Raw genomic sequence first — 23,531 nt, forward strand, 5'->3', positions numbered from 1 at the left:
AAACCGTTCATTAGAACGGTTCTTCATCGTTTACGATTTGTTTGTTTCTTTTTGATCGAACTGTGAAAAAAATAATGCTGCTCAGAGTAATGATCCATCCAAGTAATTTAACAAAAATACTTGTTGGACTGTCACCAGTATGTGGAAGTACCTTTTCAGCAACTTTTTCTACTGGTGATTTTGGCTCTTCTTTTTTCGGATCGGCAGCTTTCGGAACTTTATTGACACGTTTTTCTGTTTCATGGTGTTCTTCTGTTCCGTCTGAATCTTGCCATTGTTGATCGGCGGTATTAATGATATCTATTCCTGCTTTCACATCTTTTTTCACGGTCATTGGCGCATCGATTTTATAAAATTGTCCGAACGGAATTTTTTCAGTATCGACGATAGAAACCTCTTCGCCTTTAGAATTCTTTGCTTTTTTGAAGACATTCGCTGAAATCGTCAAAGTGCCTTTTCCATCGTCTTCAATTTTGAAGTATTTTGTGAAATCTGTTCCTTTTGCATCATATACTTTCAACTGGTCTTTATTGACCGTTACGGAAGCCGCATCGTATTTATCAACCATACGCAAATAAGTTAATTCGCTTGTTTCGTCAAATGGTCTTGTATCCAACCACAATTGATAATACAGCGTTTGACCTGCTTTTACATCCGTTGTATTGATATTTTCTTTTTCGTTATTATCTGTTTTATCGTTGTAAGGATCTTTGTTAGAATCCGCATAACGGTCTTTCATTTCGCTGTCATCGTCTAAAAGCTTGTCTCCTGTTAAATCAAACTTTTCTTTTGATAAATCGAACTTATGCGGTTCAGGTTTCGGCGTTTTTGTGTACACTTCGTTAGAATCCTGCTTCACATCATTGATTGTCTCTACAAACGTATTTAGAACCTTGTCAGAGTCTTTAAAGCGATAGAATGAAGCGTGAATAGTAAATCCGACCTCTTTGTCTTTATGCTTGTTTACAACGTCTAAGAACGCTTTTTGAGCAGTAAATAAGACCTTGCCTTTCTTATCTTCAGCTTTGACGAAATCTTGTGGCAATTCGTCTCCTGCTTTGTAAGAATCAAAGTCTTTGGTTGCATATAATTTGAATGTTCCGTTGTAGCGATCAAAATTTTCGTCATAATCGTCATTGATCGTCCAGCTGGTTGTATCTTGACGATTTAGTTGTAAAACACTTGAATTTAACACGTAAAAGAAGTCAGAGTTTAAAGCAACGTCACCTTCATTGATTGATTCCCCACCGTCAGTTTTAGTCACATCTTTTGTTGGTGGTGTCGGTGGTGTTGGAACGTCTGGCGTATCAGGATTATTGTTAAAGTGTAATGTAGATAAACTAATCGTTGGTTTTTCAGTTGTTACGCTGCCAACAGTTCCCTTGCTATTTGGGTTCTTTTCTGTACTGCTGTCTTGTAGGGCAAATTTACGTGTAGAGTACGGATTAGAGAAATCTTTATTGTAGCTTGCACTGATTGTTAAAATATCTTTTTCTTGATCTGTTTCCATATGAATATAGATTGGTCTGATTTTTTTACGACCTTCAGGTTCACTTTTCTCTTCTAATACCCAATCGCCATAAACTAAGTTCCCTAATGCATAACCATCGTCCCCTGTCACTGGATCAACTCCAGTAACCATAGTGACTGGTTCAGCAATCGTTCCTTCTAACGGATTAGCGATAAATTCAATATCGTTAAAGCCAGAAGAACCTTCATTCTCAGGCAATGTAAACATTTTACTGATCTTGATTGCTGCTTCGATCGCACGGTTTTTACTGTTTGTATCCGTTGTTACTGTAACCAACGTTTGATCGTCTTGTTTCGTAATTTCAAACGTATGCTTGATCGCATCAGTGACATATCCTTCACCTGCATCAACTTCATACCAATAAAATTTACCTAACGGTAAGTTTCCAACCGCAGCTGTTAATTTTTCGTCGTCTACATCGATTACGACTTGATCACCGAAATCAACTTTATTTCCACCAATCACAGCACTAGTGACTTTTTCTCCTGCTAATAGCTCAGGATTAGGTATATCCGACCACTTAACTGGATCACCTTGTTTGTGTTTACTTGATCCTGTTGAATCATCATCATAAAACAGTTGGAATTTTGCTGTTTTTAAAACAGCTTTCCCATTTTGGTCAAGCCCAGTGTCTACATCTTCTTTTTGTAGCAAGTTTTGCCCTTTGATCTCTTGGTTCGTTCCTTTTGCTTCACCAAAAACAACTTCTGTATTTTGGTCTTTATAGGTCAGCTTAACCGTTTGTGGTTTAAAAGTGTTCGCAAAACCAGCTGAAGAACTGATTTCAGTGATCGTGTACTCACCTAGAGGAAGATCCTTCTTGATTGCTGTTCCTGTTTCATCTGTTGTAATGGTATATGTTTTTCCATCTGTTACAGATTTCAGCTCAAATTTATTGCCTTTCAAATTGTATTTTTCATTCCACATGTCAGCACCCGATTCTACGCCTGTTTTCTTAATGGTAATTTGTCCAGTAACGGCGATATTTTCAAGTTTCACAGGCGTGGTTTTTCCTGCTTGGACTTTAATTGTCGTATCAGGACGTACCGTTTGACCACTACTTGCCCAATTAGAGGATTTTTCTTTCAATGTATATTCCCCAACAGGCAAATACTTAGATTTTCCATTGCCGTTTTTATCTAATTTAATCGTATCAACAACTTTTCCTTGTTTGTTATACACGTCAAATGATAACGTGTCGAACGAATAGAATTTATTCCAATTATCTTTCCCATATTGAAGCGTTGACTTATCAATAGATAGATAACCACCGACTTGCCAACTCGGAATCACACCGAAAATACCTGTCACAATATCCGCATGGTTATTTAAACCATCTGTATATTTATAGCCGACAGTATTTTTGTTCCAACGTTTCAATACTAAATAAGAATTAGGGGAGAGCTGTGTTGTATCATTATTGATTGCTCCCCCAGGAGAAGAAACCATCCCATTTCCACTAATAGATAGTTTTGTATCAGGAGATAAAATATAACCTAACGCTCCTTCACCATCCATTGTAGCTAACTGTGAAGCATCGATATCACTCATTTTGATTGGCATCAATGTATCATCAGGTAAAGGTTGTCCTGTATTGTCAACCAAAATCACCGAATAATTTATATTATCCAAAAACATTAGTGAAGATCCATCAGAAGATCCACCGCCTTCAATGCCGCCACCTTCACCTTGACCTCCACCTTCAGTACCTCCTTCAGATAAAATACCCCATCCTAAAGTAAGCACACCGTTTTGACTTTTAGCTACCAATAAAGCTTCATCAAAGGCTGTTAGGGGCGAAGTTGAAGAACCAAATCCTTCAACTGATTTTAGAGTAACAACCATAGATAATGGTATTTCTTTTCCAGTGCTAATTTGAATAGCTGTACCTACATTCATAATTGTCGCAGCTTGTCCAACTTTTAAATTTATTCCTTTATCCGTTGGTAAATACCCATCACCACCAAAAATAGTAGTAGGCGCACTACCAAAACTTGATAAGTCTTTTCCGTTATACAAAACGGTATCAGTGCCCCATGTAACCTGCTTAATAACATGGCTTGGGGAACCAATTTCTTCAAATAAGTTTTGAGTCAATTCTTGGAACCATGGATCATCCATGTCATTTGTAGGGGCTTTTAAGACTGGCGCATTATTGATTTTTCCTATTTCAGTCACGCCACTAGGAATTGTAAATGCTTGTGCCTCTTGTAATAAGAGCTGACTAAATGGTGCCATAGGGATTAATGCATTAACACACAACACCCCAAACAAAACGGCACCAAGTAATCGTTTTTTCCATTTTTGAGTTTGTTCCTTTTTTTCCATTTTATTTCTCCAATCTTATAGTAGTTGTTCCGTCAACTTTTTAACCTGTTTATTGAGTTGGAGAACGTGTACTGTTCATTTCATCACCTTCAATCAAAAAAAGAAGCAACCAAATTAAAAACTTGGTTGCTTCTTCATCATCTATATTTCATTTTGGGGAAGTTATCGTAAATTAGACTATCCTTTATACCACGGGCTATTAGGATCTGTACTTGGATTGTAATCATTATTTTTAGCATCTTCATTTAATTGATCTTGATTCATTCCGCCTGTGCCTGCCACTGGTGGTTGAGTAGTGCCGTTGTTTCCACTAGTTCCGTTATCAGTTACAGGTGGTTGATAATTCCCTCCATCATTTCCTCCTGTGGCAGGTGGTGCGACATAGCCACCATTACCGCCATCATATGTTGGGGCAGGAGCTTGAGTTGCTGAGTTTTCTTCAGTAGTTCCTTGTTGAACCGTTGGGGCTACTGCTGTTTGAGTATTTTGTTGCGTTTGTGACTGTGCTTGTTGCGCTGTTTGATCGGCTGCTGCTTTTTCTGCTTCTTCTTTGGCTTTCTTATCAATGTCTTCCTTTACTTTCGCCAATTGTTCAAGCAATGCTTTTTTCGCTTTGTCATTTTTGATTTTGTCTGTCTCATTTTTAGCAGTGTCATAAAGCTTATTGTCTGTAGAAAGTACCTTGCCATCTTTGTAAACTTTCACAACTTCTGCTTTCGCAGTATCTATTTGATTAAGCTGCTTTTCAGCATTGGCAATCAATTCATTGATTGTTTTGTCGTACGTTTTTGTAGCCCCTTCTTTAAAGAAGGCTTTACTGACATTTTCAACCGTTTCTTTTTTTAGATCATCCACAATAGCTAAATCTTTTTTCACATCAGAACCATTGATTGCAACGCTTGTTTGTGTTTGTTGATACAATCCATTGATAGCAACAAGTGCTTCCATCGCCTTTTTAGCTTTTTTTATATTCGTATTGACCAGTTCAACTTTTTGGTCAAGGTCAGTATAGTCTTTTTTTGAGAGATTCTTTTCTTTTTTGATCGTTGTTTCTTTTGTTACTTTTTTCTGTAAATCATTGATTTGTTTGGTTTTGATTCCTTTTTCTAAAAAATCAGTATCTTTCTTATCATACAAAGCATTGATTTCTGTATTCAAGCTATCCAATTTTTCAGTTGTTGCTTTCACTTCTTGTTTTGCTTCAGCAGCCTTTACACTTGATTGATTTTGTACATAGGCATAGGTTCCGCCTACTCCTAATAAAACAACGGCTGCAATGAGTCCCATTTGTTTTTTGGTTACTTTTTTCATTGTACTTCCTCCATCACACGTTTTTTTGTGTATCCTTTATTTTTTCGCCAATCAAGTAAGGTATTTTTTGTAACGTCAAACTCTTTGGCTATTTCATTGAGTGTGTAGCCATACCCGACTAACACCAAATATTTTTGTTCATCGATTTTATCAGGATTATTTTTCATTCCTTGTTGAAAAATTTCTCTTCCTAATGTTGTGATTTGCCTATACCGTTCAGTTTCAGGTTTCTTATACCAATCTGGATCTAAATCCAGTAAACGAAGCAATTCATTCCATTTAAGGTCTTTCTGTGCTTGAAATGTCATTTTCCCACCACTTTTCTATTCTTGACTAAGAAACAAGAGAGTCAGTAGGTACGAAGCATTTTCCTTATGACTCAAGAGTAAGTTATTACTCACATTTTATCAAGTGTTTTCTAGATCAATGCCTGATCTACAGCTAATATTTTTGCGGTTTTATTATTTTGAGCTAAATCAAACAAACAATCTTTTATAGTGAGTGCTGCATTTGTCAACCCACGTTCTATCGTAGGCATTTCTTCTGTCGTTGTTCCTGCAAAGGATTCTAAAAATTCTGAGTCACTCACTACCTCAAATGAAACACCGTCTTGAATGTCTGAAACTGTTGTTTGATAGGCGACAACCGCTTCATCTGGTTCAGTAGCAATGACCCATGCTTCCATTGCTATTTTAGTATGCCAAAAAGAAGAAACATATCCATCTTCGTCCTCATCGTTAGGATCAATACATAAGACTTCTTCTTTCAATGTAGTCGAGTCATCTTCAAATTCTTCAAAAACTTCTTCTGGCACATCAATTTCAACAAGTTCGATTGTATCATCCTCATATGCTTCTTCGTCATACCAAGCATCTTTTTGTTTATCATAGTCCTGTTTAGCTTTGTTTAGATCTGTTGTCCAGTAAGTTGTTGAAAAATCAGAATCCCTATAACATTCAACTCTGTATAGTTTCATTATTTATTCCTCATTTCTTTTTTTAAACAGCCAATAGTATATCCAACAGTATTCACAAATGTAACAAGTATCATTCCCCAACCAAAACATTCTAAATTATCGTTAGACGAGCAGGTACCTATAATACTAAGAACACCGCCAATGAGTGATAAAACACAGTTGCTAATGATCATTTTTTTGTTCCTCCTCATTGATCTTTTTAAAGGTAAATACTTGCTCGATTGGCACTTCAAAAACCTCAGCAATGTCATGCGCCAATAAAAGTGACGGATTATAACGGTTTCGTTCTAATTGAACAATTGTTACTCTCGAAACTCCTACTTTATCGGCTAATTCTTGTTGAGTCATACGTTTTCTTGCTCTCCACACGTGGATACTGGACTCAAAGCTGCTATTCTTTTTCTTCGGCATAAAGTTCCAACTCCTCATTTAGTAAATTCAATTCTTCCTGTGCTTTTTTTATCGCTCGTTTATCTTTTTCAATTCGTTCTATTAATTCCTTTAGCTCAATGACTAAATAACGATCTGAAAATACGTAAGAAGTAAACTTTACTACCTCAACAATTACTTCAACTATCGCTAGGCTAATGATTTCTAAAATCAATAACCACAAGAAGAGTACAATTAAAGTAAAAATTACATTTCCAAACAAAGAAAGATATGTAGCAGGCACCATCATATGTACAATATCTGGTTGTTCAAACCCAGAATCGTAAATCGTTTTCCCCAAAAGGGCGAATAATGGAACTACAGCTAGAAGTGGAATCATGTACCATTTTGTTCTCAAAACAAGTTTGCTTCGATCAAAATACCCTAAAAATGGTAACTTTTTTAGGAGGTTTGCTCTTTTTTCTAGATAAAGAACCTTTTTTGTTTTCCTATCAAGAAGCTTTAAGAGGTTTTTCTTTTTTAGCTTATACTCTGCATAATCTATTGATTCTTTTATTGATTCAGCCATTTTTTCGCTCCTAACTCTTGTGTGTATTAATTGATATGACTTGATTTTTTTTACGACTACTTGCAAGTAGGTTTTTCTTCCAAAGCTCGTTCACAATCACTCTATTTTGGTGTTCAGAAAATTTTGTTGTGTCAATAATAAACATTTTTTTGTCTCTGTTTTCTTTAAAAAGTTGACGAATAAAACGTCTAATTCTAAATTTTTTCATTTTTATACCCCTTCCATTGTCATTGCTTCAACATTACAAGTTTTGTAGCTGCTTATTCCATCCGCATCTACGATCGTAAAATGATCTACTTGAAAAGTCATTATCACATTTTTTATATACTCTCTGTCTGTTTGTACCTCATCCATATTATGATCAAAACTTTCTCCACTAGTTAGATAGATTGAGAAAACCTCTCCTTGAGTCATATTGCTGTCACCCACAGTCTCTGTTCTATAGTTAGTTTTGCAATACTCCTCACTGGAAATCAATTTACAGTTGTTCTCTTGAGTAATTCTTTTAATACACTTTTTGTATCTTAGTGGAAATCTCCAGTGCTCTCTGATTGATCCTGTCGATCCATAAGCGAAAATATCTATCGCCTTAGAGAAAATATGCTCCTCATAAACAAGGATACGATCTGTTGAACAATTAATTAGAGTAAGAACTTTTTGTTTTTTTCTTTTTCCAACTGGTTTCAATAAAGTAAGCAGAAAAAATACAATAACAGAACTTACTATTAGAATAGCAATTGGTACTCCAAAAATTTGCCCCTGTTCTTCGTTTTTTATCTCTTTTCCAAACACTGGCTCAGAAACAACTTGCTGAGTATTTCTTGGATTTAACAGAATGTAATTCTCATTGTCACTTTGTTCAACATTCACATTTCTCACTCCCACGCTTCTTTGATTTCTCTTGCACTATGTTACAGTTCAGCAATCAGATTCTTTTTTCATTAAGTTACGTTACCAATTTTATTGATAACGTAACAGCTGTACGTGATTCTGCTCTTTTTAACAAGTTGACATCCTCTTCAGCCAAACGATCATGCCAATATTCTTTAGCTTTTTTAGGATTACTGGTAAACAGAGGTTGTCTTTTATCTATTTTCCATTCTTGAAAATAGACTATTTTAAAACTACTCGTAGTTTTATCAAACAAACGAAACTCTATTTTCATATGCTCTCTCCTTAAATAATCGCTTTTTAAAGGACAGCTAGCTTTTACTCCATTGATCCAAAAGCTAGTATTGAAGCAAAGAAAGTAAGCAGCATGGATAGGCCTTTATCTTTATGCAAAAAATCTATGAAATTCAGTTGTCGAATACTTTCTTTTACATTCTCAAACATGTATCCAATAATTGGAAGATTGACCGACTGTAAAAAAGTCACTTTTATGAGTAGAAATATGCCAAAAAGCAACACTATCTCATAAATAACAAATAAAAATAGAAACTCGATCAACGACTTTTTCCATTCGTTTTTATTATCATTCATTCATGCACTCCCTCCTATCCAAAAGCTTCTTTTACTTCTCGTGCCTGGTGCAACACTTCAGCAATCAGATCCTTTTCATGATACTGACGATTGTTTTCTGCTTTTTACATTCTTCTCATTTCTTCCAATGGTCACCAACAGAAATTGCTTCATATTCAGACGGAGTAACAGATACCCACTCTGATATATGTTCATTTTCGACTGTGCCGTCAATCAACAAACGATAACTAGCCGAATAAGTTTGTGGAATGACAGTCATTGTTTCACCAATCATCATTGGAACAGCCGTTATATACGCTGGTGAATAGTCTTTTTTCTGAACAATTCCTTCTGTTAATCGTGTGGAACAACCACTTAATAACAGACCGAGACACAACAGAACAGAGAATAGACAACTTTTTATGTTCATTTTCAGCCCTCTCTTTTTATCAACTTTCTTTAGTTTCTTCATTTTTTTCATCCCCACGCTTCTTTTACTGTTCGTTCATTTTTCAGCAGTTCCGCAATCAGATCCTTTTCATGATACTGACGATTATTTCCCGCTTTCTTACGTTCCTCTCGTTTTTTAGCAAGTAGGAATGCCAAATCTTGATCCATTTGATCGGTGAATGTTATAGACTTTCGAGTTTTTGAAGTCATGGTGTTCACTCCTTCGGGTGCTGCACCCATTTCACTTGGGTACAGCACCTAAAATTCATTAGCCTTCTCTTATTTACTAATTTTTATCTTTGTTACGCAATAGTGTTACTGTCGCAGGGTTTAAGCATCCGTTCACCCCAAACTCTCGGAAACGACATACGAACCTCTCGTACGCCTGAGCAAGTTATTGATCCTTAGATCAATCTCTCCGTGTATTGTGACATTTTTACTGTTGTAGTTCTAACCCCTGTCCCTTAGTAGTCACGCTGATAAACAGGGCGGTCATTGCACACCGACATATAAGTCTCGTCTTCTTTCGTTCTTCCTTAGTTTTCCATCCTATCGGTTAAAAATAGGTATTGTCCTGCTTCCTCTACCTAGATAACTAAGAATCAAGCAATAATATAATCCTTCATTGCAGCTTGTTCTAGTTACCCTCTCAACCTAAGTTCATAAGCTTTCGAGTTTGCTCTAAAAAAGTTTGAAATTGCCTGAAACATGTGTTGCTAATTCGTTCGTTTTAAATTAGCAAATAAGAAAAGGCTAATTTTCTATCTGATTAAGTTTGTTGCAGTTGCTTTTTTTCTTGTCGCAATCGTTCCTTTTCGTCCTCCTCTTTTTTGGCTTTCTCTATTCGTTGCTGCGCTCGTCTTTTTACAACATCTGGTTGGTTGTCTTCATCCATCAGCTGATAAACAGCTTTTGCTAATCGAGCTCCCTGAATCACTTCGCCCATTCCCTTACCTGTTTTTCTTAAAGGCAGTAATCTTTTTTGGTTACTTTTATAGTTTCCTGCTCTTCTGGCGATCAACACTCCTTTATTTTTTTGAGAGTAGACACGTTCAATCTCATTATAGATATCCATGATCTCAACTTGATTGGATTCAATAATGTGTCGGCAACCCTCTATGTATTCAATAGCTTGTTGGAACACTCTATTGTCTTGAATAATAAATTCTCTTTTTCCTCGCCCTTTCCCTTTTTGAAAAAGAACTATTCTTTTTCCGTATTTCAACACTTCTTCTGGTGTCATATTCGTTGTTGGCATAGCTGTTTCTCCTTTCTTGAATGAATTTCTTAATAGATTTGACAGGTTAGCGGAAAACAAAAAAAGAGGGGGAGAATACGCTGAACTGCGTACTCTCCCCCTCCTGAAATAGCTATTTACTACGTTTAAACTACAACGATTCCAAGAAAAAAGGATTTTATCAGGTCTCTAGGGGAGTTGATAATATCATGAGTATTGAATTAATACTGTATTTTTCCTTTGAAAATTGTTATAATACAAACGTTGTAGCAACAGCTACAACAAAAGGAGCCGAGACCGTTCAAGCCTGCTAAAGCTTATTGAACTGTCGTATCTTCCTCTAGGGTTGGTAGCCCTATGGAGACGGTTCTTTTTTGTTTTCCGCTAACCTCTCACTCCTAACCCTTATTAGATATTAGGAACAAGACAATTAGCATTTTTTATTTTCAATGTCTATTTAATCTTTTTATCATAATTCATTACGCTTAGAAGATACCACAGACAAATTGATAATACAAGTCATTTTGTAAAACAGGTTTTTCAAATTAACCTAAAAGGTTTGGGAAAATTGGAGCCATTGTAAGAACACAAATGATTACAGTACCTAAAATATTCTTATGTTTTTTCATTATTTTGTCCTCCTTCCTTGCTTATAAAGTAATTATATATGACTTTCAATAAGAAAAACAGAATATTTTTACGAGGTTGGCAGATTTGACAACCTTTTTGGCATTTATTTTTCAAACACCCCCTAAAATGTAAGAAATATTCCTATTTGGTTGTCTGAAATGACAACTAGTTTTTGCCTATTAAAATATCATATTGAGAAAATCCTTGGTTTTTTTTGCCGTCCACGAGATTCTGAACCTCTTTATCCATCAAAGCTGCCGAACCTTCATCACCTATCAAATCGATAGCATTGATCACCGCAGTAACTTTTTTAAATCCTTCAGTATCATTCTTGACTATATATAAATAAAGATTGTGCAAATAAGTAAATTGGGCTAAATAGTAATAACTATCTGCATACAAGAATTTGTGCTTTTCAGCAACTTTTAACAGCTCTTTAACTTTCTTGTATTCTTTGTTGAAAAACAGTGGTGTGATTGAATTCAATAAAATATTACACAGGTGACGTTTAATTTCTGACGATAGTATTCTATGAGGATCAATCGGAAAAATCACTGAGGTTACTTTCATGATCTCGTCTGGCTGAAGGTCATTAACAACTTGAGCTATGAGTTTGTAATCTTCCTCAAAAATGACTTTTTGATTTATTCTGTAAAATCTTTCCAAAATGAAACGCTGTTCTTTTGGTGTAATTGGGGCGATTTTATAAGGATATTTTTTGTGAAAATTAGCTTTAATATCGAAATAAACAGTCATTTCATCTATTTCCAGTTTAGGAAACTGATTTGAAAGAAAGTTGTAAAGTGTAAATATTTCTTTCAGAGCTTTTTTAGAAGGAAGTTCAGCTATTAAAGTTTGATATTGTCTTCGTGTGGTCTTCTCTAGGTTAGGTTCTAGGTACATTGCCATAAAGTCACTAAACGAAACTTTCAAATTTGATAAGATTTTCAGTAAACTGTTGAAATCTATCGTTTTATGTCCGTTTTCAAACTTTGAATAAGCCGCTTTATCTAACACATCTTCTCTAGCATCAGCTTGTGTCAGCCCAGTATCTTGTCTAACTTGTTTAACAAGACGGCTTAATACTTTTTTATCCAAAATATCACTCCTTTCAAGAATAGAGATAGCTTTTTTAATGACGAATATGTATTTCTATATTTCAATTATAATATCATATTACGAATATAGCAAGCTTAATTTACGTTATTTTGAAAGTTTTTATATTTTTAATGTAAATGTCATATTTATTTAGCTTATCTTGTGTTAAAATAAATTACACACACAAATATATGGAAAGGAGTATTTTTCTATGTCTATTGGTGCAAATATAAAATATTTGAGAAAACAGCATAAGTTGAAACAGGTTGAACTTGCTGAGCTAATGAACGTTAACGGCCCAAACATTTCTAACTGGGAATCAAACCGAATTGAACCTCCATTATCAAAAATGAGGGCTTTGTCTGACTATTTTAACGTTTCTCTTGATCTATTAGCATACGGAGAGCCGAAAGACTTCAATGTGCAAAATTACTACGGTATTAAAGACTATGGAATAGAAGCTCGAAAAGTCTTTCAATCTCTCGATTCTGAGGAACAGGACAAACTACTACGATCCATGTATGAAGCTAGAATTCAACACAACCGTAAAAATCGCAGAGAAACAGCTTTTACTCAGCAACAACAGGCGGCCACTTTACTATTTAGCGAAAATATTGTTTTAAAAGAGTTCGGAAAATACATTCAACGCTACTTAGAAACCTATGACGAAATACATGATCCAGTAACAAGACAATTACTGATCGATACAACCATGTATCTCTCTGAAGGAAAAGAGCAATCGAACGATTTTGTAACGCTACTTAGAGACATTACAGAGAAAATCTTTGCTGTAAGTGCTTTGCAGTTTGCTTATGATAAAGACAATTTAACGATTGAAAAAATGAGTAAACAATTTCGGCTTGATCCTGATTTTATAGAATATGCATTAAAATATTATGCAGATACTAAAGGGGCTATATTTGAATACAAGAATTTGATTATAAATTTATCCGCCTTGATCATAGCTGACGAAGAATCCATAAAAAACACGAAAATAAGCATACTCCCAAAATAATAAGGAGTATGCTTTTTCTATGTATTGATTCTACTGTCTATGGTATTTCTAGCTTAATTGATTTTATGAAAAACTGATTCAAGTTCTTCTCCCAATGCATCAGAGATAAGCTTAGCTAAGCCAAACGTTGGCATATAACGATATTCTTCAATCGCTTTTACTGTTTGCTCTGCTAAAGGCGTTGCTTTACCGAAACGTTCCTTTGAGATTCTTTCTACAGTTTGAGCCAATTCTTTTTGAGAGATTCCTTTTGCATCACGCAAAAACTTTACCTGATTTGTAGCCTTTCTTTTTTTGAATAATCGAAACATTTATCCACCTCACTTTACAAATATAGCTCGTTTATCGTAGCATATTTATCAAATTTGTAAAGTGATTTATCCCAAACAAACCGCTCTACGAAGCCATTTTAAGCTAATATCACCTATGATTGTGAATCATTGTGTTAAAACGAACAAACTAGGAGTATGCATAAGAGAACGAATTGTCGTCGGAACGCTTGTTATGTTTCAGTTTCCCAACAAATTAATAACTTATAGGATCAATGATCGTAATCACTGTTTCTCTGGATCTAACCAATTATGCAGGGTTACTTGAGGGATCGATTCAATCGTGTCAGGATCAGTTATATCTGCTTCACGAACACGTAAACCTGCATTAGCAAGTTTCATTTCCAACCCTTTTAAGAAATAAGCTTTATAGTCCGTTAGACCGTTAGAGAGAGCTTCTTTTTCATTGGCTCTAATTTGTGCATTTACTATGTCCGAAACTTGTTGATCAATCACTGGCAGCAATGCTAAAAACTCAATAATTTCTAAACAATCTGTTTCTGATAATCCTGCAATAAGTAAAGACATTGCTAATGGTTTTAAGTGTTCTTTGTCTTTGAGGTACGCAGCAAGTAATACTTTTGGTTCAATGTCTTTAGTGTTTTGATCAGAGAGTTCTTCCGTGTATTTTGAGGACGTCTTTTTATTTAATTTATCATCATCGTCGGTTGAAAAAGAAAGGGAACGTAGAGACCTTTCTTCTTTTTCTATATCTCTTTTATAGTCAATCTCTTTTATAGTTAATTTATTAGTTGTTGATTTTGAACTGTCCATTTTGGACTGTTCAAAATCAACAGTCCAAAAAAAGCCGTCATTTTGCAATTCTTGTTTGATTTTTTCTATATCTGAACCTGTAAAGGGTTCGACACTGTATATATATTGATATACATATCGTTTTCCCTCACGCTTTTTAAATTCAATTAAATAATTGTTATTAACCAATTCTTTCCAGATTCTTTGTACAGCTGTCCGTTTATTATGTTTAAAACGTGTATATAATTCAGTTTTATATAATTTCCAAGATTCAGGATAACTTTGAAGGTGACACAAGAGTCCAATAGCTTCTAAACTTAGTTCATTATTTTGTAACAAGTCTCTAGGAATTGACTCATATCCTTTATTTTTTCTATATGAACGAATATTTCCATTTTCCATAATTATTCTCCGTTTCCATGTAAATGATTTTATTTATAAAAATCAACTTTAGTTTACCTTAGTTTTATCTTAGTTGCAAACGTTGATATATAAAGGTTTGTCACCATTTCACAATATTATAATATTAAATAATTACAATACTATGATACTACAATATTGTAGTATTGTAAAGTTGATATAAAGAACAGCTACATTACAATATTTTGTACAAAAAAAAGAACTATAATATTGTAATATAATAGTTCTTTAGTATTGTAGTACGACGATACTGTAGTACTGTAATGTACTGTTAAATTTTATTTTGTTTCTTTGCCATTTCATAACCTTGAACCAGATATTCTTCAGGTATGATTCTCAATATTGCTTCTTCAATAATATCAGGCTTACTCTTGTTAGGTTCACCAATCGAAGTCCAATATTTTAAAGCATTAAATAATATTGGGTTTACTCTATAACTGTCCTGACTCCGTTTACTATTTCCTTGTTGAATAATAATCTTCTCTATGCTTTTCTTGTTTAATACTTCAGGTTCAAGTTTAGGCTCAGGTTTAATAGTAGTATCTTTTTTACTATCTTCTTTATTTAACCCACTAATAAGAGAGTCTAAAGCCTGCCTGCTACGATCCTTTCCTTGTGCCATATTTATTCACCAACCATTCTTAAATATTCTTCTGTAAATGAAATATAATCTTCTTCGGCAGTTGAAGATTTCGAAAAAGAAATTAGATCTTGACCAGCTGCTTGTGATTCATCAACAATAACAGTGGAACGGATATAGCTGTCAAAGATAGGTGCTTTTATATATGCTGCAATTTGTTCAGCAGATTCTTTCATTTCTTTATAAATATTAATACGATCATTGTAGCCAGTGATCAAAATTCCACGAATAGTAAGTTCCTCATTAGTAAATTCTTGCACAGTTTCAATTGTTTCGTTCAATTTTATAAAACCTTTTAAGCTAAATATTGACGGTTTTATAGGAATAATTATTTCATTGCTAGCTGTAAACGCGTTCACTGTTAGCATTCCTAGGGAAGGTGGGGCATCTAAAATAATGTAATCATATTCACTTATTACAGGTTCAAGAGCTTTTTTTAGTCTATGTTCGGAACCAACTTGTGTAAACTCTCGTTCCGCAGCTGCAAGAGCTATATCAGAGCCTAAAACATCAATATTTTCAGCATAATTCTGAATAGTTTCTTTTGCTGTTGTTTCCCCCTTAAGTACTTCATAGATAGTGTTCTTGTCGTTAACATCAATGTTCAAGTTATCTGTTAGGTTTCCTTGAGGGTCAATATCTACTAAGAGAACCTTTTTAGAGTAGACATAAGCAAGAGTAGCTCCCAGATTTACAGTAGTTGTAGTTTTTCCTACGCCGCCTTTTTGATTGGCGACGGATAGAATTGTTGCTGCACCATTTTTGTCCATTATTAAATAACCTCCTGAAATATTTTTTCTATTTCATTATATCACAGTATCACAATATTGCAATACTGTAGTACTATAATACTTAAATATGATAGTACTAAAATATAGTAATACTACAAAATCGTAGTATTGTAATATGTTGACGTGAGTATATTGCAATAATTAAAAATAGCATTGTAGTACTATTGTATTGTAGTATTGTAATACAATAGTACTGTAATACTACAATATCGAAGTATTGTTATTTGAAGAATCCGTATAATCTGATTTCAGTTTTACAAAAACAGAATAGGAAAACAATAGAGAACTATTAATTCAAATTTACAGTATTACAGTATCGTGATACTACAATACTGTAAAATTAGGTTTAAGTTTTTAAGCAAAGTAGAAAACCACCTTGAATGTAGACAAGGTGGTTTTATGGTGTGGTGAACAGTAACGTTACAACTATTGTAGATATAAAAAAAGTTAACAATCTTTTGTTTTTTATCCATCGATACGTTTTTTAGTGCGTCTGTGATCGTGAAGGTGTTGCTTGTAATCATCCTGCAACAGTAACAGATCAGAATAGACTACATCCATAGATCTACTTGCAGCTAATGAGAGAGAATAGATAAAAGAAGCAGGTAGGTTCTCTACAGATCGATTGCGAGTGATCCATGTAGCCACTGTAGATTGAGGATAGCCGTGTAGTTCACAGAATTGTTCCACAGTAACCCCTAGTTGCTTGATAATGAATGTATTGATAGGGTGTGGATATACGTAGGTATTAGTTTTCATGGTGGGAGTCTCCTTTAATTAGCCATATTATTGCAATTGCAATAATATGATTTGCTTAAATTATAGCACTACATGCCAGGGGAGAACAAGCATGAAACTCCTAATGTATGCACCTTGTGGCAATGAAAAAACTTTTATGCTATAATGAAAAAAAGAGAAAGACATGCGCTAACATATCTTTCTCCAGTAGAACCGTTTAAGACGGCAGCATAATTTTAAATCATGTAAAAATGATCGCTAACTTGCCAAAGTTAATGAGCGGTCATTTTTTTTTGTCATTTCTAAGCATATCTACAATCAATTTAATCAAAGCAATAGTAAACATACCAAAGCTTAGGATCAATTGAATTGTTTCTAATGCGGACAAAAGGCTTCTCCTTTCAATAGATTCAGTACACACAATCATATGCACCACCTCCTAAAGAGCGCCACCGTCATAACTTTTCTACATTGATTAGTATATCACACTTGATATTTTTCTTTTTACTTTTTTCTAAAGACTAATCAATTTTAAATCTCATGCACGCAGTCGCCTATCCTTTTGATTAGTATTTGATTCAAGTTAATGTAACTGGCTCAATAATTGAAAGTTGTCTTACACCACTCAGTATCTTTAACGGGATTTTCCCATTGCTCCGACCATGATTCTTCTCCCAAGAGGCAGGTGAAATAAATAATTCTACAAGCTTATCATGTGGCACTATCATCCAATCTTCCAATGGTTTGTTATCATCTTTCGGGAAAGCCATATAAATGTCTTTACCAAAGTATTTCCGTTCCACTGATATTCTTCCTTTTAACTGAATTTTTAGAACATGGTTTGTTTTACAGTGAACTGCTATAAAATCGGCACCTTGATCATCAACTGGTAACCAAGAACACATATAACCATAATCAACTAATACTGACGAAAGCTTCAGAAAATTTCTATGTTCTCTAAATGTAGGTGACATTTCATTAAAATTTAGTTTTTCCACGACGATACCTCATTTCTATTATTATTTAGCTTATCAACAAACTTATAGTTTTATGAAATTTTTTCAGGTGTAAGCTTTCTATAAAGATAGAAACTATCTCTAACTAATCGATCAGGGCAAATTTCATTTGCGATTATCTCCATAGTTGGGCCCACATAACCGATCAATCTCACGTCTTTATAATTCAAATCTGCTACAAGCAAACGAACAATATCTCGTATATCTATTACCGATCCTTCAGTAACATAATATTGATCAATAATAATGATAACATCATCAATTAGCTGCTTGTTCTGTAGACTCATAGGTCTTTTTCTTGAAAGTTCTCTTGCTTTTCTTTCTTGAGTAACACGCTTTTGTTCCTTAATGATTAGCTGTTTTTTAAAATCATCGATCGCTGTTTTTATATTCCAATAATCATTCCATCCAAGAGGTAAGTTTACACCACTAAATGCACTAACTGTTTCTTTAAGCCTATTTGATAATTCTAGTAATTCTAATGAATAATCGATCAAAAAAATTGAAATATCGCTTTGAAACCCATGTTCCTTGTACACCTCTACTAAAATGCCATCTAAGTGTCGATCTATCTCTTGTAACCCTTCTTTGACATTTTTAGCTATATTTATAGGAATATTTGTATGTTCAGAAAAGTGCTGAAGACTAAGTCCTATTTGTTCGCCAGTGTGTTTTGATTTCAGTATATATTGATACTTTACTTCTTTCCCGCAAGCACAATATAATCGATCGGACTTAGGAATATTCTTATTTTGATAGAATGAACTTTCATTATAGTCTACAAATTCCCACTCATCGTCTTTAGAAAAGATTTCATTCAAAAACATAGACTGGATATCACGCTTTTTATGGTCAAAAAGAACTACTACTTGTTCTTTTGACATAGTTTTGAGAATTGCGTTTCTTTGGTCTTCTGTTAAAAAATTCATGTATAGCACCTCACTATGAATACCGTTAAGTTACTCCTATCAATCTTCGTTTTTTATTTTCCCTGCTATATAAAGAAATGAAGATAACAGTACAGTGCCATTCATTACGACTAACATAATAAGGCTCCTATGTCAATACTCCGAACAAAAAAAGGCGAAAGAATTGCTTAATGCTCATTAAAAATAATAAATAAAAGAGACGTGTGAACCAATGCCTCTAAATTAGACGGCACATTTCTCTACTGATCAAAAGAAGACGCACTTAAATAACCCCTTCAATCGTCTTTTTTTGAAAAAAGGGGACGTTACTAAGCAACAAGAGAAATTCGATCTGTATTGTACCAACGAATGTAACTGTCAATGCCAACGATGGCTTCCTCAAGTGTTTTAAAGGATTGGAAATTCACATATTCGCGTTTCAAAATAGAGTGGAAGCTCTCTATTCTTGCGTTGTCCCCTGGACAACCTTTTCTTGAATAAGAATGCTTTATTTTTTTATTCGTTAATGTCTGATTAAATAAGTCGCTTGTGTATTGGCTTCCCATGTCGCTGTGTACTATTTCTATTCCTTGTGCCTGTAAATTTACTTTTTCTAGCACGCTTGTTGCTAATTCTTTCGTCATGTGGGCACCAACTTTATGAGCAATAACCCGACGGGTTTCTGGATGATAGAGACTGGCTAAATACGCCCACTTTCCTCTCACTGGAATATACGTGATATCCGTTAAAAGAACCTTAGACCAATCACTCTTTTTTCTGATTAGATTAGGTAATTGAGCGACTTCAGTATAAGATTTAGGTTTTTTCATTTTCTTTATCATCCGAGAGTGAATCCCTAATTCACGCATTAAACGATAAATTAGGTAACGACTGACAGGGATATTCAGTTCTTCTTTAAAATATTTTGTCATTCTTGGATATCCATACATCGGATAGGCTAACCAGGATTTCAATACCTTTTCTTTTATCTGTTGGCGTCTGCGCATTCGATCGCTAGGCATCCAGTTTAAATACGCATAATAGGTGGTTCTTGGGATTTTAAGAACCCTTAAAATACGAGTAATGCGGTGCTTTGCTTCTAAATTGACACGAACGACTCGTAAGACAGTCGCTCGTCCTTTGGCCATCAACTCTTTGCCAAAAGCACCGCCGCTCGCTTTAAAATAGCATTTTCTTCTTTCAAGCGTTTATTTTCTTTTAGCAATTCTTGCTCTTTTATTGAAAGAACATTTCGATCCAATGGATCTGCCTGCCGTATCCATTTCGTAAGTGTAGAGACACTTACATTGTATTCTTTCGATAGTGAGTTCGCAGACCGACCGGTCTGACTTAATGAAATCATGGATTCTCTAAACTCTTTTGAATATCTTGTAGCTGTGTTTTTTGTCTGCATAATAAAAACTCCTTTAATAGATTATAGCGAACAACTTGTCCGTATTTCTAGTATAGGAGCCTTTTAACCCCTACCGTAAAATTTCGTTCCATTGTTCCGAGAGAAAACCTCTGTAAAATGAGTAAGTTCTCATAATTAAATTTAGAAACGTTGATTTTATAGGGTTTACAAATTCATGTAAGAAATCTTAGAGTAAAATTTCGTTCCATTGATACGTGAACCCCAATTATTAAATTTTTTATAATTCTCTTTTAATTGGTAAATAATTGTATCCATACTTTCTGTCCTTCCTATCGTTTTTGATAATCTCTCCTTGTGCATCCCATGCACAAGTGTAACTTTCATTATTCTTAAAGTACGTCACCATGTCTGAAGCAACAGGAACAAATCTAAACCAGTCAATATCAAATGTATTCATTTCATACTCTTTTCCATCTGAAGTAAAATGAATATATTGTTCTTCCTCGATCATATCCTCCACTAACTTCAATGAAGTGATACGTTCATACACATACTTTACTTGAACATCGTCCTCATCATAATCTTCCATCATAATACATAAAGCTTTTTCCATAATATTACCTCCTTCAGTTCTAATTCTTTTTCAAATTGACAATACGGCTGTATTCATTTAACATTAAAAGTAAGGAAACATTCTTTTTTGTCAAAAACGAGCGTTATTGATAATTTACCTAATTAATGATTCAATGAATATGAAATACTGATATTACTGAAAGTTGTCCTAGTTTTGGGGCAACTTATTTATTTTGCCAAAAACGGACGTATTTGACAATCGCTAGAATGGTTAACTCAGATAACTACTCACTTTAAATCTTGAAATGCTCTTAGAATCCCTCTGTCATTAACGTAGTTTTATGACATATAGATTTAGTTATAAGTTTTGGTACTTTCTTCTTCTTTTTTCTCTGTAAAGAGACGCTTCGCTTATTCCAGTTTTACGTGAGACATTTTTTGTGGTGTCTGTCTTCAGCAATTCCATTGCTAGATCCAATTGATCCTTGCTGAATTTTTTTGGCCGTCCTTCTCGAAAATCAGGATTTAATTTAGCAATCGCCTTACCTTCTTGTGTGCGTTCTACAATCATATCTCGTTCAAATTCTGCAAATGCCGAAAAAATTGTAAATGTCAGTCTTCCAGTTGGTGTGTTCTCGATTATACCCATATTCAAAATATGAACTTTAATTCCTCTTTTGAAAAGATTTTGAACAGTCTCTAATCCTTGAACAGTTGATCGAGCGAAACGATCTAATTTTGTGACGACTAAGGTGTCACCTTCAGATAATTCTTTAAGCAGCATTTGAAATTCTTTTCGATCGATTTTTGTTCCTGTGAATTTTTCAGTGTAGATTTTTTCGCAACCGGCTTTTTTCAAAGCAACAATTTGAGATTCTAAATCTTGTCCCCAGGTACTCACTCTTGCGTAACCAAAAATCACAATTTTTGCCCCATTTCTTACCTTATTTATGATAGTAAGATATGACAGTCTTACAAACCCTATTTTATCACACCATACAAACACTATCAATACTTTTAAGTTTTGATAGTAACTATTGAGAAAAAAACGAGTAAAAAAGTTTACTCGTTTAAATCAATTCCTATTTTAAAGTAATTTCTCGATTTCCTCTTCTGATATTTCAATATCTCGTAAACGTTTATCCATATTTTCAAATCTCTGTTTCAGGATCTCTCTTACCTTGATAATTTTATCAAAATCATTATCACCGTAAGAAGGCGCCTGTCTTCCCTTGACATATCCATCGCCAACCATTTGAACCTTAAAAACTGCATTCGGATTGTCTAATTCAAATCCGTATGAAACTTTAAAGAAAATACCTTCTGCATGATTAGCGCGATCCGCTGCTATCGTTGTTGTTACTACTGGTTCAAAAACACGTTTTCTTCCCATCTTTAACACCTCCTTATAATGTACCTATATAGTGCTTATAGGTACATTATAAGGTTTTTCTCAAAAATTGTCAACTCTTTTCTAAAAAAAATACTTTATATCAAAAACCAATGTTTTTGGCAAAGTTATTTTTTTACACTTATTCTTGACTCAAAGAAAGTGATCACGTAGCAGCTGCTGAAGATATTTTTTACCTATACTCAAATTTTACAAATTTAGTTCAGATCCGGAAGTATTGCAACAAATCCAAATACTACATAATCTTCTTTTTGTTCAAAGTCAGTAATGTAAATGATTTCTACAGTTAATATTCTTCCTGTGTATCTTCCATTTTCAAATTCTCTCAAATTTACGATATCATCGACTTTGAAATTCCTATCATTTCTCCTAATTTCAAAATTTTTCAAGCCTTGAAGAACATCTTTAAAATATTCTGGCCCAATCTTTAAATCGTGATCAGCTTTGTTCTCTAGACATGAACTACAAAGATTATCAGTTATCCAGTAGCAACCTCCTACACAAGCATTATTCTGTGTACAGCCACATTCAACACACTTTCTTGTATCTTCATCAAAAATGGATTCCATTAGATACATTCTCCTTTTCTGTTTGTCCTAAAAACCGTCATTTTTTATTGAAATAGCTTTTCAATGCATTTTCTACTGTACTTTGTCCTAATTCCTCTATTAATATTGAATGAATACTAGAGATCGATTCCAGTTCTTTTGCTTCATGTGCTAACTGATCAAAATATTTCATAGGATCTTCAATTTCAGTAAAGCAAACTTGTTTGAGTTTGTCTGATAATAACATATTCAAATCTTCCCTTTCTTAAAACCGTCATTTTTATTTTAACTAACTACTTCTTTCAAAGTTTCAATAACATCATCTAAAGAGTTAAGGGAATCTTCAAATTCACTGATCGCATCTTCAGATTTTTCATAGTTTGTTGATCCTTGTAAATTATCAGGGATATTTTCAAAATAATCCTCTTCTTCTTCTTTCAGTTTTTCAAGCTCTTCATATTGAGCTTTGAGTATTTCTAAACTCACAGTTATTGCTTTCCTCCTTGTTGCATTCACTTTTTTATCTCCTTTCTCAAAAACCGTCATTTAAAATTGCTAATTTTGTTGCTCTTGATCCATTACAACAAGCATTTGTCTAGTCAAACGGAGTAAGTCCCCTTCTTCGCTGTTTGGCCAATCATATGATCCATCGATCTTCATGTAGGCGTGTCTCATTCTTTCTACTAAATTATCTCGATACCATTTTGCATCACCGTGTATTTCAGGTTCTTTTTCATTGATAAATTCTTTTCTTTCCATAAAACACCCTTCTTTCTTTTAATACCTCAAAAACTGCCATTTAATTATCATATTTTCGTACTACAAATTTTTCGCCATATTCGTCTTTCCAAAAGCCCTTTTGGATTGGTTGCATCAAATACACTTCAGAATCATCTTCAGGCCAATTCGCATATCGATCACATAAATCATCAAAGTAACTTTTTGCTTCTTCATAACTATCAAATGGTGTTGTTTCATCATTTTGCGGATCATATACAAAATATTTTTCTGATTTCATCGTTGTTCAACCTCCT

General features: G+C 34.2%; 32 protein-coding genes. 1 reads left to right on the forward strand and 31 read right to left on the reverse strand.

From position 1 onward, the window contains the following. Positions 1-10 precede the first annotated feature (10 nt). The 14 genes from CC204_RS20655 to CC204_RS20720 form a co-directional block, all read right to left on the reverse strand. A complete protein-coding gene (locus CC204_RS20655; protein ID WP_088271975.1) occupies positions 11-3,859 on the reverse strand; it encodes an LPXTG cell wall anchor domain-containing protein in 3,849 nt (1,282 codons plus the stop codon). A 177-nt stretch (positions 3,860-4,036) separates the two neighbouring features. Next, positions 4,037-5,170, reverse strand: a complete 1,134-nt coding sequence (locus tag CC204_RS20660; RefSeq protein WP_088271976.1) for a hypothetical protein — start codon at positions 5,168-5,170, stop codon at positions 4,037-4,039. Then, positions 5,167-5,478, reverse strand: a complete 312-nt coding sequence (locus CC204_RS20665; RefSeq protein ID WP_088271977.1) for a hypothetical protein — start codon at positions 5,476-5,478, stop codon at positions 5,167-5,169. Before CC204_RS20665 ends, CC204_RS20660 begins: the two co-directional genes overlap by 4 nt. A 110-nt stretch (positions 5,479-5,588) precedes the next feature. Beyond that, complete coding sequence (locus CC204_RS20670) at positions 5,589-6,146, reverse strand: hypothetical protein (protein ID WP_088271978.1); 558 nt, start codon at positions 6,144-6,146, stop codon at positions 5,589-5,591. 162 nt (positions 6,147-6,308) lie between these two features. After that, positions 6,309-6,557: a helix-turn-helix transcriptional regulator gene (locus CC204_RS20675; protein ID WP_088271979.1), complete on the reverse strand. Its 249-nt coding sequence runs from the start codon at positions 6,555-6,557 to the stop codon at positions 6,309-6,311. After that, positions 6,538-7,104: a hypothetical protein gene (locus tag CC204_RS20680; RefSeq protein WP_088271980.1), complete on the reverse strand. Its 567-nt coding sequence runs from the start codon at positions 7,102-7,104 to the stop codon at positions 6,538-6,540. The genes CC204_RS20675 and CC204_RS20680 overlap by 20 nt, the downstream gene beginning before the upstream one ends. Positions 7,105-7,114: 10 nt before the next feature. Continuing rightward, complete coding sequence (locus CC204_RS20685) at positions 7,115-7,312, reverse strand: hypothetical protein (RefSeq protein WP_088271981.1); 198 nt, start codon at positions 7,310-7,312, stop codon at positions 7,115-7,117. Positions 7,313-7,314: 2 nt separating this feature from the next. After that, positions 7,315-7,974 carry a hypothetical protein gene (locus tag CC204_RS20690; RefSeq protein WP_088271982.1) on the reverse strand — a complete coding sequence of 220 codons (660 nt, stop codon included), beginning with the start codon at positions 7,972-7,974 and terminating at the stop codon, positions 7,315-7,317. A gap of 76 nt (positions 7,975-8,050) precedes the next feature. After that, the gene (locus CC204_RS20695) at positions 8,051-8,269 is read right to left on the reverse strand and encodes a hypothetical protein (RefSeq protein WP_088271983.1); all 219 of its coding nucleotides are present in this window, start codon (positions 8,267-8,269) and stop codon (positions 8,051-8,053) included. 44 nt (positions 8,270-8,313) lie between these two features. Further along, on the reverse strand, positions 8,314-8,586 hold the full coding sequence (locus CC204_RS20700) for a hypothetical protein (protein ID WP_088271984.1): 273 nt from the start codon (positions 8,584-8,586) through the stop codon (positions 8,314-8,316). Positions 8,587-8,701: 115 nt separating this feature from the next. Continuing rightward, positions 8,702-8,995 (reverse strand): hypothetical protein, encoded by a 294-nt coding sequence (locus tag CC204_RS20705; protein ID WP_157894351.1) that lies wholly within the window; start codon positions 8,993-8,995, stop codon positions 8,702-8,704. A gap of 47 nt (positions 8,996-9,042) precedes the next feature. Then, entirely contained in the window at positions 9,043-9,225 is a 183-nt protein-coding gene (locus CC204_RS20710) for a hypothetical protein (RefSeq protein WP_088271986.1), read from the reverse strand. Positions 9,226-9,784: 559 nt separating this feature from the next. Further along, complete coding sequence (locus CC204_RS20715) at positions 9,785-10,273, reverse strand: hypothetical protein (protein WP_088271987.1); 489 nt, start codon at positions 10,271-10,273, stop codon at positions 9,785-9,787. A 774-nt stretch (positions 10,274-11,047) separates the two neighbouring features. Beyond that, entirely contained in the window at positions 11,048-11,980 is a 933-nt protein-coding gene (locus tag CC204_RS20720; protein ID WP_088271988.1) for a helix-turn-helix domain-containing protein, read from the reverse strand. A gap of 211 nt (positions 11,981-12,191) precedes the next feature. Here CC204_RS20720 and CC204_RS20725 point away from each other — a divergent pair, with 211 nt between their 5' ends. Then, positions 12,192-12,995, forward strand: a complete 804-nt coding sequence (locus tag CC204_RS20725) for a helix-turn-helix domain-containing protein (protein WP_088271989.1) — start codon at positions 12,192-12,194, stop codon at positions 12,993-12,995. A gap of 53 nt (positions 12,996-13,048) precedes the next feature. On the opposite strand, the gene CC204_RS20730 is transcribed toward CC204_RS20725, so the two are convergent. The 17 genes from CC204_RS20730 to CC204_RS20815 form a co-directional block, all read right to left on the reverse strand. Then, on the reverse strand, positions 13,049-13,306 hold the full coding sequence (locus CC204_RS20730) for a helix-turn-helix transcriptional regulator (RefSeq protein WP_088271990.1): 258 nt from the start codon (positions 13,304-13,306) through the stop codon (positions 13,049-13,051). Between the two features lie 243 nt (positions 13,307-13,549). Further along, positions 13,550-14,479, reverse strand: coding sequence for a hypothetical protein (locus tag CC204_RS20735; protein ID WP_088271991.1), 930 nt, complete (start codon positions 14,477-14,479; stop codon positions 13,550-13,552). 289 nt (positions 14,480-14,768) lie between these two features. Further along, positions 14,769-15,119: a hypothetical protein gene (locus tag CC204_RS20740; RefSeq protein ID WP_088271992.1), complete on the reverse strand. Its 351-nt coding sequence runs from the start codon at positions 15,117-15,119 to the stop codon at positions 14,769-14,771. Positions 15,120-15,121: 2 nt separating this feature from the next. Continuing rightward, positions 15,122-15,907 (reverse strand): ParA family protein, encoded by a 786-nt coding sequence (locus CC204_RS20745; protein ID WP_088271993.1) that lies wholly within the window; start codon positions 15,905-15,907, stop codon positions 15,122-15,124. 486 nt (positions 15,908-16,393) lie between these two features. After that, positions 16,394-16,687, reverse strand: coding sequence for a type III secretion system protein PrgN (locus CC204_RS20750; RefSeq protein ID WP_088271994.1), 294 nt, complete (start codon positions 16,685-16,687; stop codon positions 16,394-16,396). A gap of 262 nt (positions 16,688-16,949) precedes the next feature. Further along, complete coding sequence (gene pepG1 / locus CC204_RS20755; RefSeq protein WP_088271995.1) at positions 16,950-17,093, reverse strand: type I toxin-antitoxin system toxin PepG1; 144 nt, start codon at positions 17,091-17,093, stop codon at positions 16,950-16,952. Between the two features lie 151 nt (positions 17,094-17,244). After that, entirely contained in the window at positions 17,245-17,664 is a 420-nt protein-coding gene (locus tag CC204_RS20760) for a hypothetical protein (protein WP_088271996.1), read from the reverse strand. A 50-nt stretch (positions 17,665-17,714) separates the two neighbouring features. Next, positions 17,715-18,611 carry a hypothetical protein gene (locus CC204_RS20765; RefSeq protein WP_088271997.1) on the reverse strand — a complete coding sequence of 299 codons (897 nt, stop codon included), beginning with the start codon at positions 18,609-18,611 and terminating at the stop codon, positions 17,715-17,717. Positions 18,612-18,919: 308 nt separating this feature from the next. After that, positions 18,920-20,004 (reverse strand): IS3 family transposase gene (locus CC204_RS20770; RefSeq protein ID WP_120308903.1). Its coding sequence is split into 2 segments (ribosomal slippage): positions 18,920-19,767 and positions 19,767-20,004, totalling 1,086 coding nucleotides; the frame shifts between segments, so codons are not numbered across the junction. Between the two features lie 238 nt (positions 20,005-20,242). After that, positions 20,243-20,578: a hypothetical protein gene (locus CC204_RS20780; RefSeq protein WP_088271998.1), complete on the reverse strand. Its 336-nt coding sequence runs from the start codon at positions 20,576-20,578 to the stop codon at positions 20,243-20,245. A gap of 318 nt (positions 20,579-20,896) precedes the next feature. Then, positions 20,897-21,460, reverse strand: a complete 564-nt coding sequence (locus CC204_RS20785) for a recombinase family protein (RefSeq protein ID WP_188634534.1) — start codon at positions 21,458-21,460, stop codon at positions 20,897-20,899. Positions 21,461-21,625: 165 nt separating this feature from the next. Then, positions 21,626-21,931, reverse strand: coding sequence for a hypothetical protein (locus CC204_RS20790; protein WP_088271999.1), 306 nt, complete (start codon positions 21,929-21,931; stop codon positions 21,626-21,628). A gap of 215 nt (positions 21,932-22,146) precedes the next feature. Then, positions 22,147-22,518 carry a DUF3850 domain-containing protein gene (locus CC204_RS20795; RefSeq protein WP_088272000.1) on the reverse strand — a complete coding sequence of 124 codons (372 nt, stop codon included), beginning with the start codon at positions 22,516-22,518 and terminating at the stop codon, positions 22,147-22,149. Between the two features lie 37 nt (positions 22,519-22,555). Next, the gene (locus CC204_RS20800) at positions 22,556-22,744 is read right to left on the reverse strand and encodes a hypothetical protein (RefSeq protein WP_088272001.1); all 189 of its coding nucleotides are present in this window, start codon (positions 22,742-22,744) and stop codon (positions 22,556-22,558) included. A gap of 38 nt (positions 22,745-22,782) precedes the next feature. After that, positions 22,783-23,013 carry a hypothetical protein gene (locus CC204_RS20805; RefSeq protein WP_088272002.1) on the reverse strand — a complete coding sequence of 77 codons (231 nt, stop codon included), beginning with the start codon at positions 23,011-23,013 and terminating at the stop codon, positions 22,783-22,785. Between the two features lie 39 nt (positions 23,014-23,052). After that, the gene (locus CC204_RS20810) at positions 23,053-23,256 is read right to left on the reverse strand and encodes a hypothetical protein (RefSeq protein ID WP_088272003.1); all 204 of its coding nucleotides are present in this window, start codon (positions 23,254-23,256) and stop codon (positions 23,053-23,055) included. 40 nt (positions 23,257-23,296) lie between these two features. Further along, the gene (locus CC204_RS20815) at positions 23,297-23,515 is read right to left on the reverse strand and encodes a hypothetical protein (protein WP_088272004.1); all 219 of its coding nucleotides are present in this window, start codon (positions 23,513-23,515) and stop codon (positions 23,297-23,299) included. Positions 23,516-23,531: the final 16 nt, after the last annotated feature.

The sequence above is a fragment of the Enterococcus wangshanyuanii genome (assembly GCF_002197645.1).
GTDB classification, from domain to species: domain Bacteria; phylum Bacillota; class Bacilli; order Lactobacillales; family Enterococcaceae; genus Enterococcus_L; species Enterococcus_L wangshanyuanii.

Coding starts and splice junctions, on each gene's coding strand:
- CC204_RS20705 (WP_157894351.1), bottom strand. CDS start 8,995: ATGAACATAAAAAGTTGTCTATTCTCTGTTCTGTTGTGTCTCGGTCTG.
- CC204_RS20665 (WP_088271977.1), bottom strand. CDS start 5,478: ATGACATTTCAAGCACAGAAAGACCTTAAATGGAATGAATTGCTTCGT.
- CC204_RS20670 (WP_088271978.1), bottom strand. CDS start 6,146: ATGAAACTATACAGAGTTGAATGTTATAGGGATTCTGATTTTTCAACA.
- CC204_RS20695 (WP_088271983.1), bottom strand. CDS start 8,269: ATGAAAATAGAGTTTCGTTTGTTTGATAAAACTACGAGTAGTTTTAAA.
- CC204_RS20725 (WP_088271989.1), top strand. CDS start 12,192: ATGTCTATTGGTGCAAATATAAAATATTTGAGAAAACAGCATAAGTTG.
- CC204_RS20685 (WP_088271981.1), bottom strand. CDS start 7,312: ATGAAAAAATTTAGAATTAGACGTTTTATTCGTCAACTTTTTAAAGAA.
- CC204_RS20795 (WP_088272000.1), bottom strand. CDS start 22,518: ATGGAATCCATTTTTGATGAAGATACAAGAAAGTGTGTTGAATGTGGC.
- CC204_RS20745 (WP_088271993.1), bottom strand. CDS start 15,907: ATGGACAAAAATGGTGCAGCAACAATTCTATCCGTCGCCAATCAAAAA.
- CC204_RS20680 (WP_088271980.1), bottom strand. CDS start 7,104: ATGGCTGAATCAATAAAAGAATCAATAGATTATGCAGAGTATAAGCTA.
- CC204_RS20765 (WP_088271997.1), bottom strand. CDS start 18,611: ATGAATTTTTTAACAGAAGACCAAAGAAACGCAATTCTCAAAACTATG.
- CC204_RS20660 (WP_088271976.1), bottom strand. CDS start 5,170: ATGAAAAAAGTAACCAAAAAACAAATGGGACTCATTGCAGCCGTTGTT.
- CC204_RS20815 (WP_088272004.1), bottom strand. CDS start 23,515: ATGAAATCAGAAAAATATTTTGTATATGATCCGCAAAATGATGAAACA.
- CC204_RS20750 (WP_088271994.1), bottom strand. CDS start 16,687: ATGAAAACTAATACCTACGTATATCCACACCCTATCAATACATTCATT.
- CC204_RS20730 (WP_088271990.1), bottom strand. CDS start 13,306: ATGTTTCGATTATTCAAAAAAAGAAAGGCTACAAATCAGGTAAAGTTT.
- CC204_RS20700 (WP_088271984.1), bottom strand. CDS start 8,586: ATGAATGATAATAAAAACGAATGGAAAAAGTCGTTGATCGAGTTTCTA.
- CC204_RS20780 (WP_088271998.1), bottom strand. CDS start 20,578: ATGGAAAAAGCTTTATGTATTATGATGGAAGATTATGATGAGGACGAT.
- pepG1 (WP_088271995.1), bottom strand. CDS start 17,093: ATGATTGTGTGTACTGAATCTATTGAAAGGAGAAGCCTTTTGTCCGCA.
- CC204_RS20740 (WP_088271992.1), bottom strand. CDS start 15,119: ATGGCACAAGGAAAGGATCGTAGCAGGCAGGCTTTAGACTCTCTTATT.
- CC204_RS20655 (WP_088271975.1), bottom strand. CDS start 3,859: ATGGAAAAAAAGGAACAAACTCAAAAATGGAAAAAACGATTACTTGGT.
- CC204_RS20735 (WP_088271991.1), bottom strand. CDS start 14,479: ATGGAAAATGGAAATATTCGTTCATATAGAAAAAATAAAGGATATGAG.
- CC204_RS20715 (WP_088271987.1), bottom strand. CDS start 10,273: ATGCCAACAACGAATATGACACCAGAAGAAGTGTTGAAATACGGAAAA.
- CC204_RS20800 (WP_088272001.1), bottom strand. CDS start 22,744: ATGTTATTATCAGACAAACTCAAACAAGTTTGCTTTACTGAAATTGAA.
- CC204_RS20710 (WP_088271986.1), bottom strand. CDS start 9,225: ATGACTTCAAAAACTCGAAAGTCTATAACATTCACCGATCAAATGGAT.
- CC204_RS20810 (WP_088272003.1), bottom strand. CDS start 23,256: ATGGAAAGAAAAGAATTTATCAATGAAAAAGAACCTGAAATACACGGT.
- CC204_RS20675 (WP_088271979.1), bottom strand. CDS start 6,557: ATGCCGAAGAAAAAGAATAGCAGCTTTGAGTCCAGTATCCACGTGTGG.
- CC204_RS20790 (WP_088271999.1), bottom strand. CDS start 21,931: ATGGGAAGAAAACGTGTTTTTGAACCAGTAGTAACAACAACGATAGCA.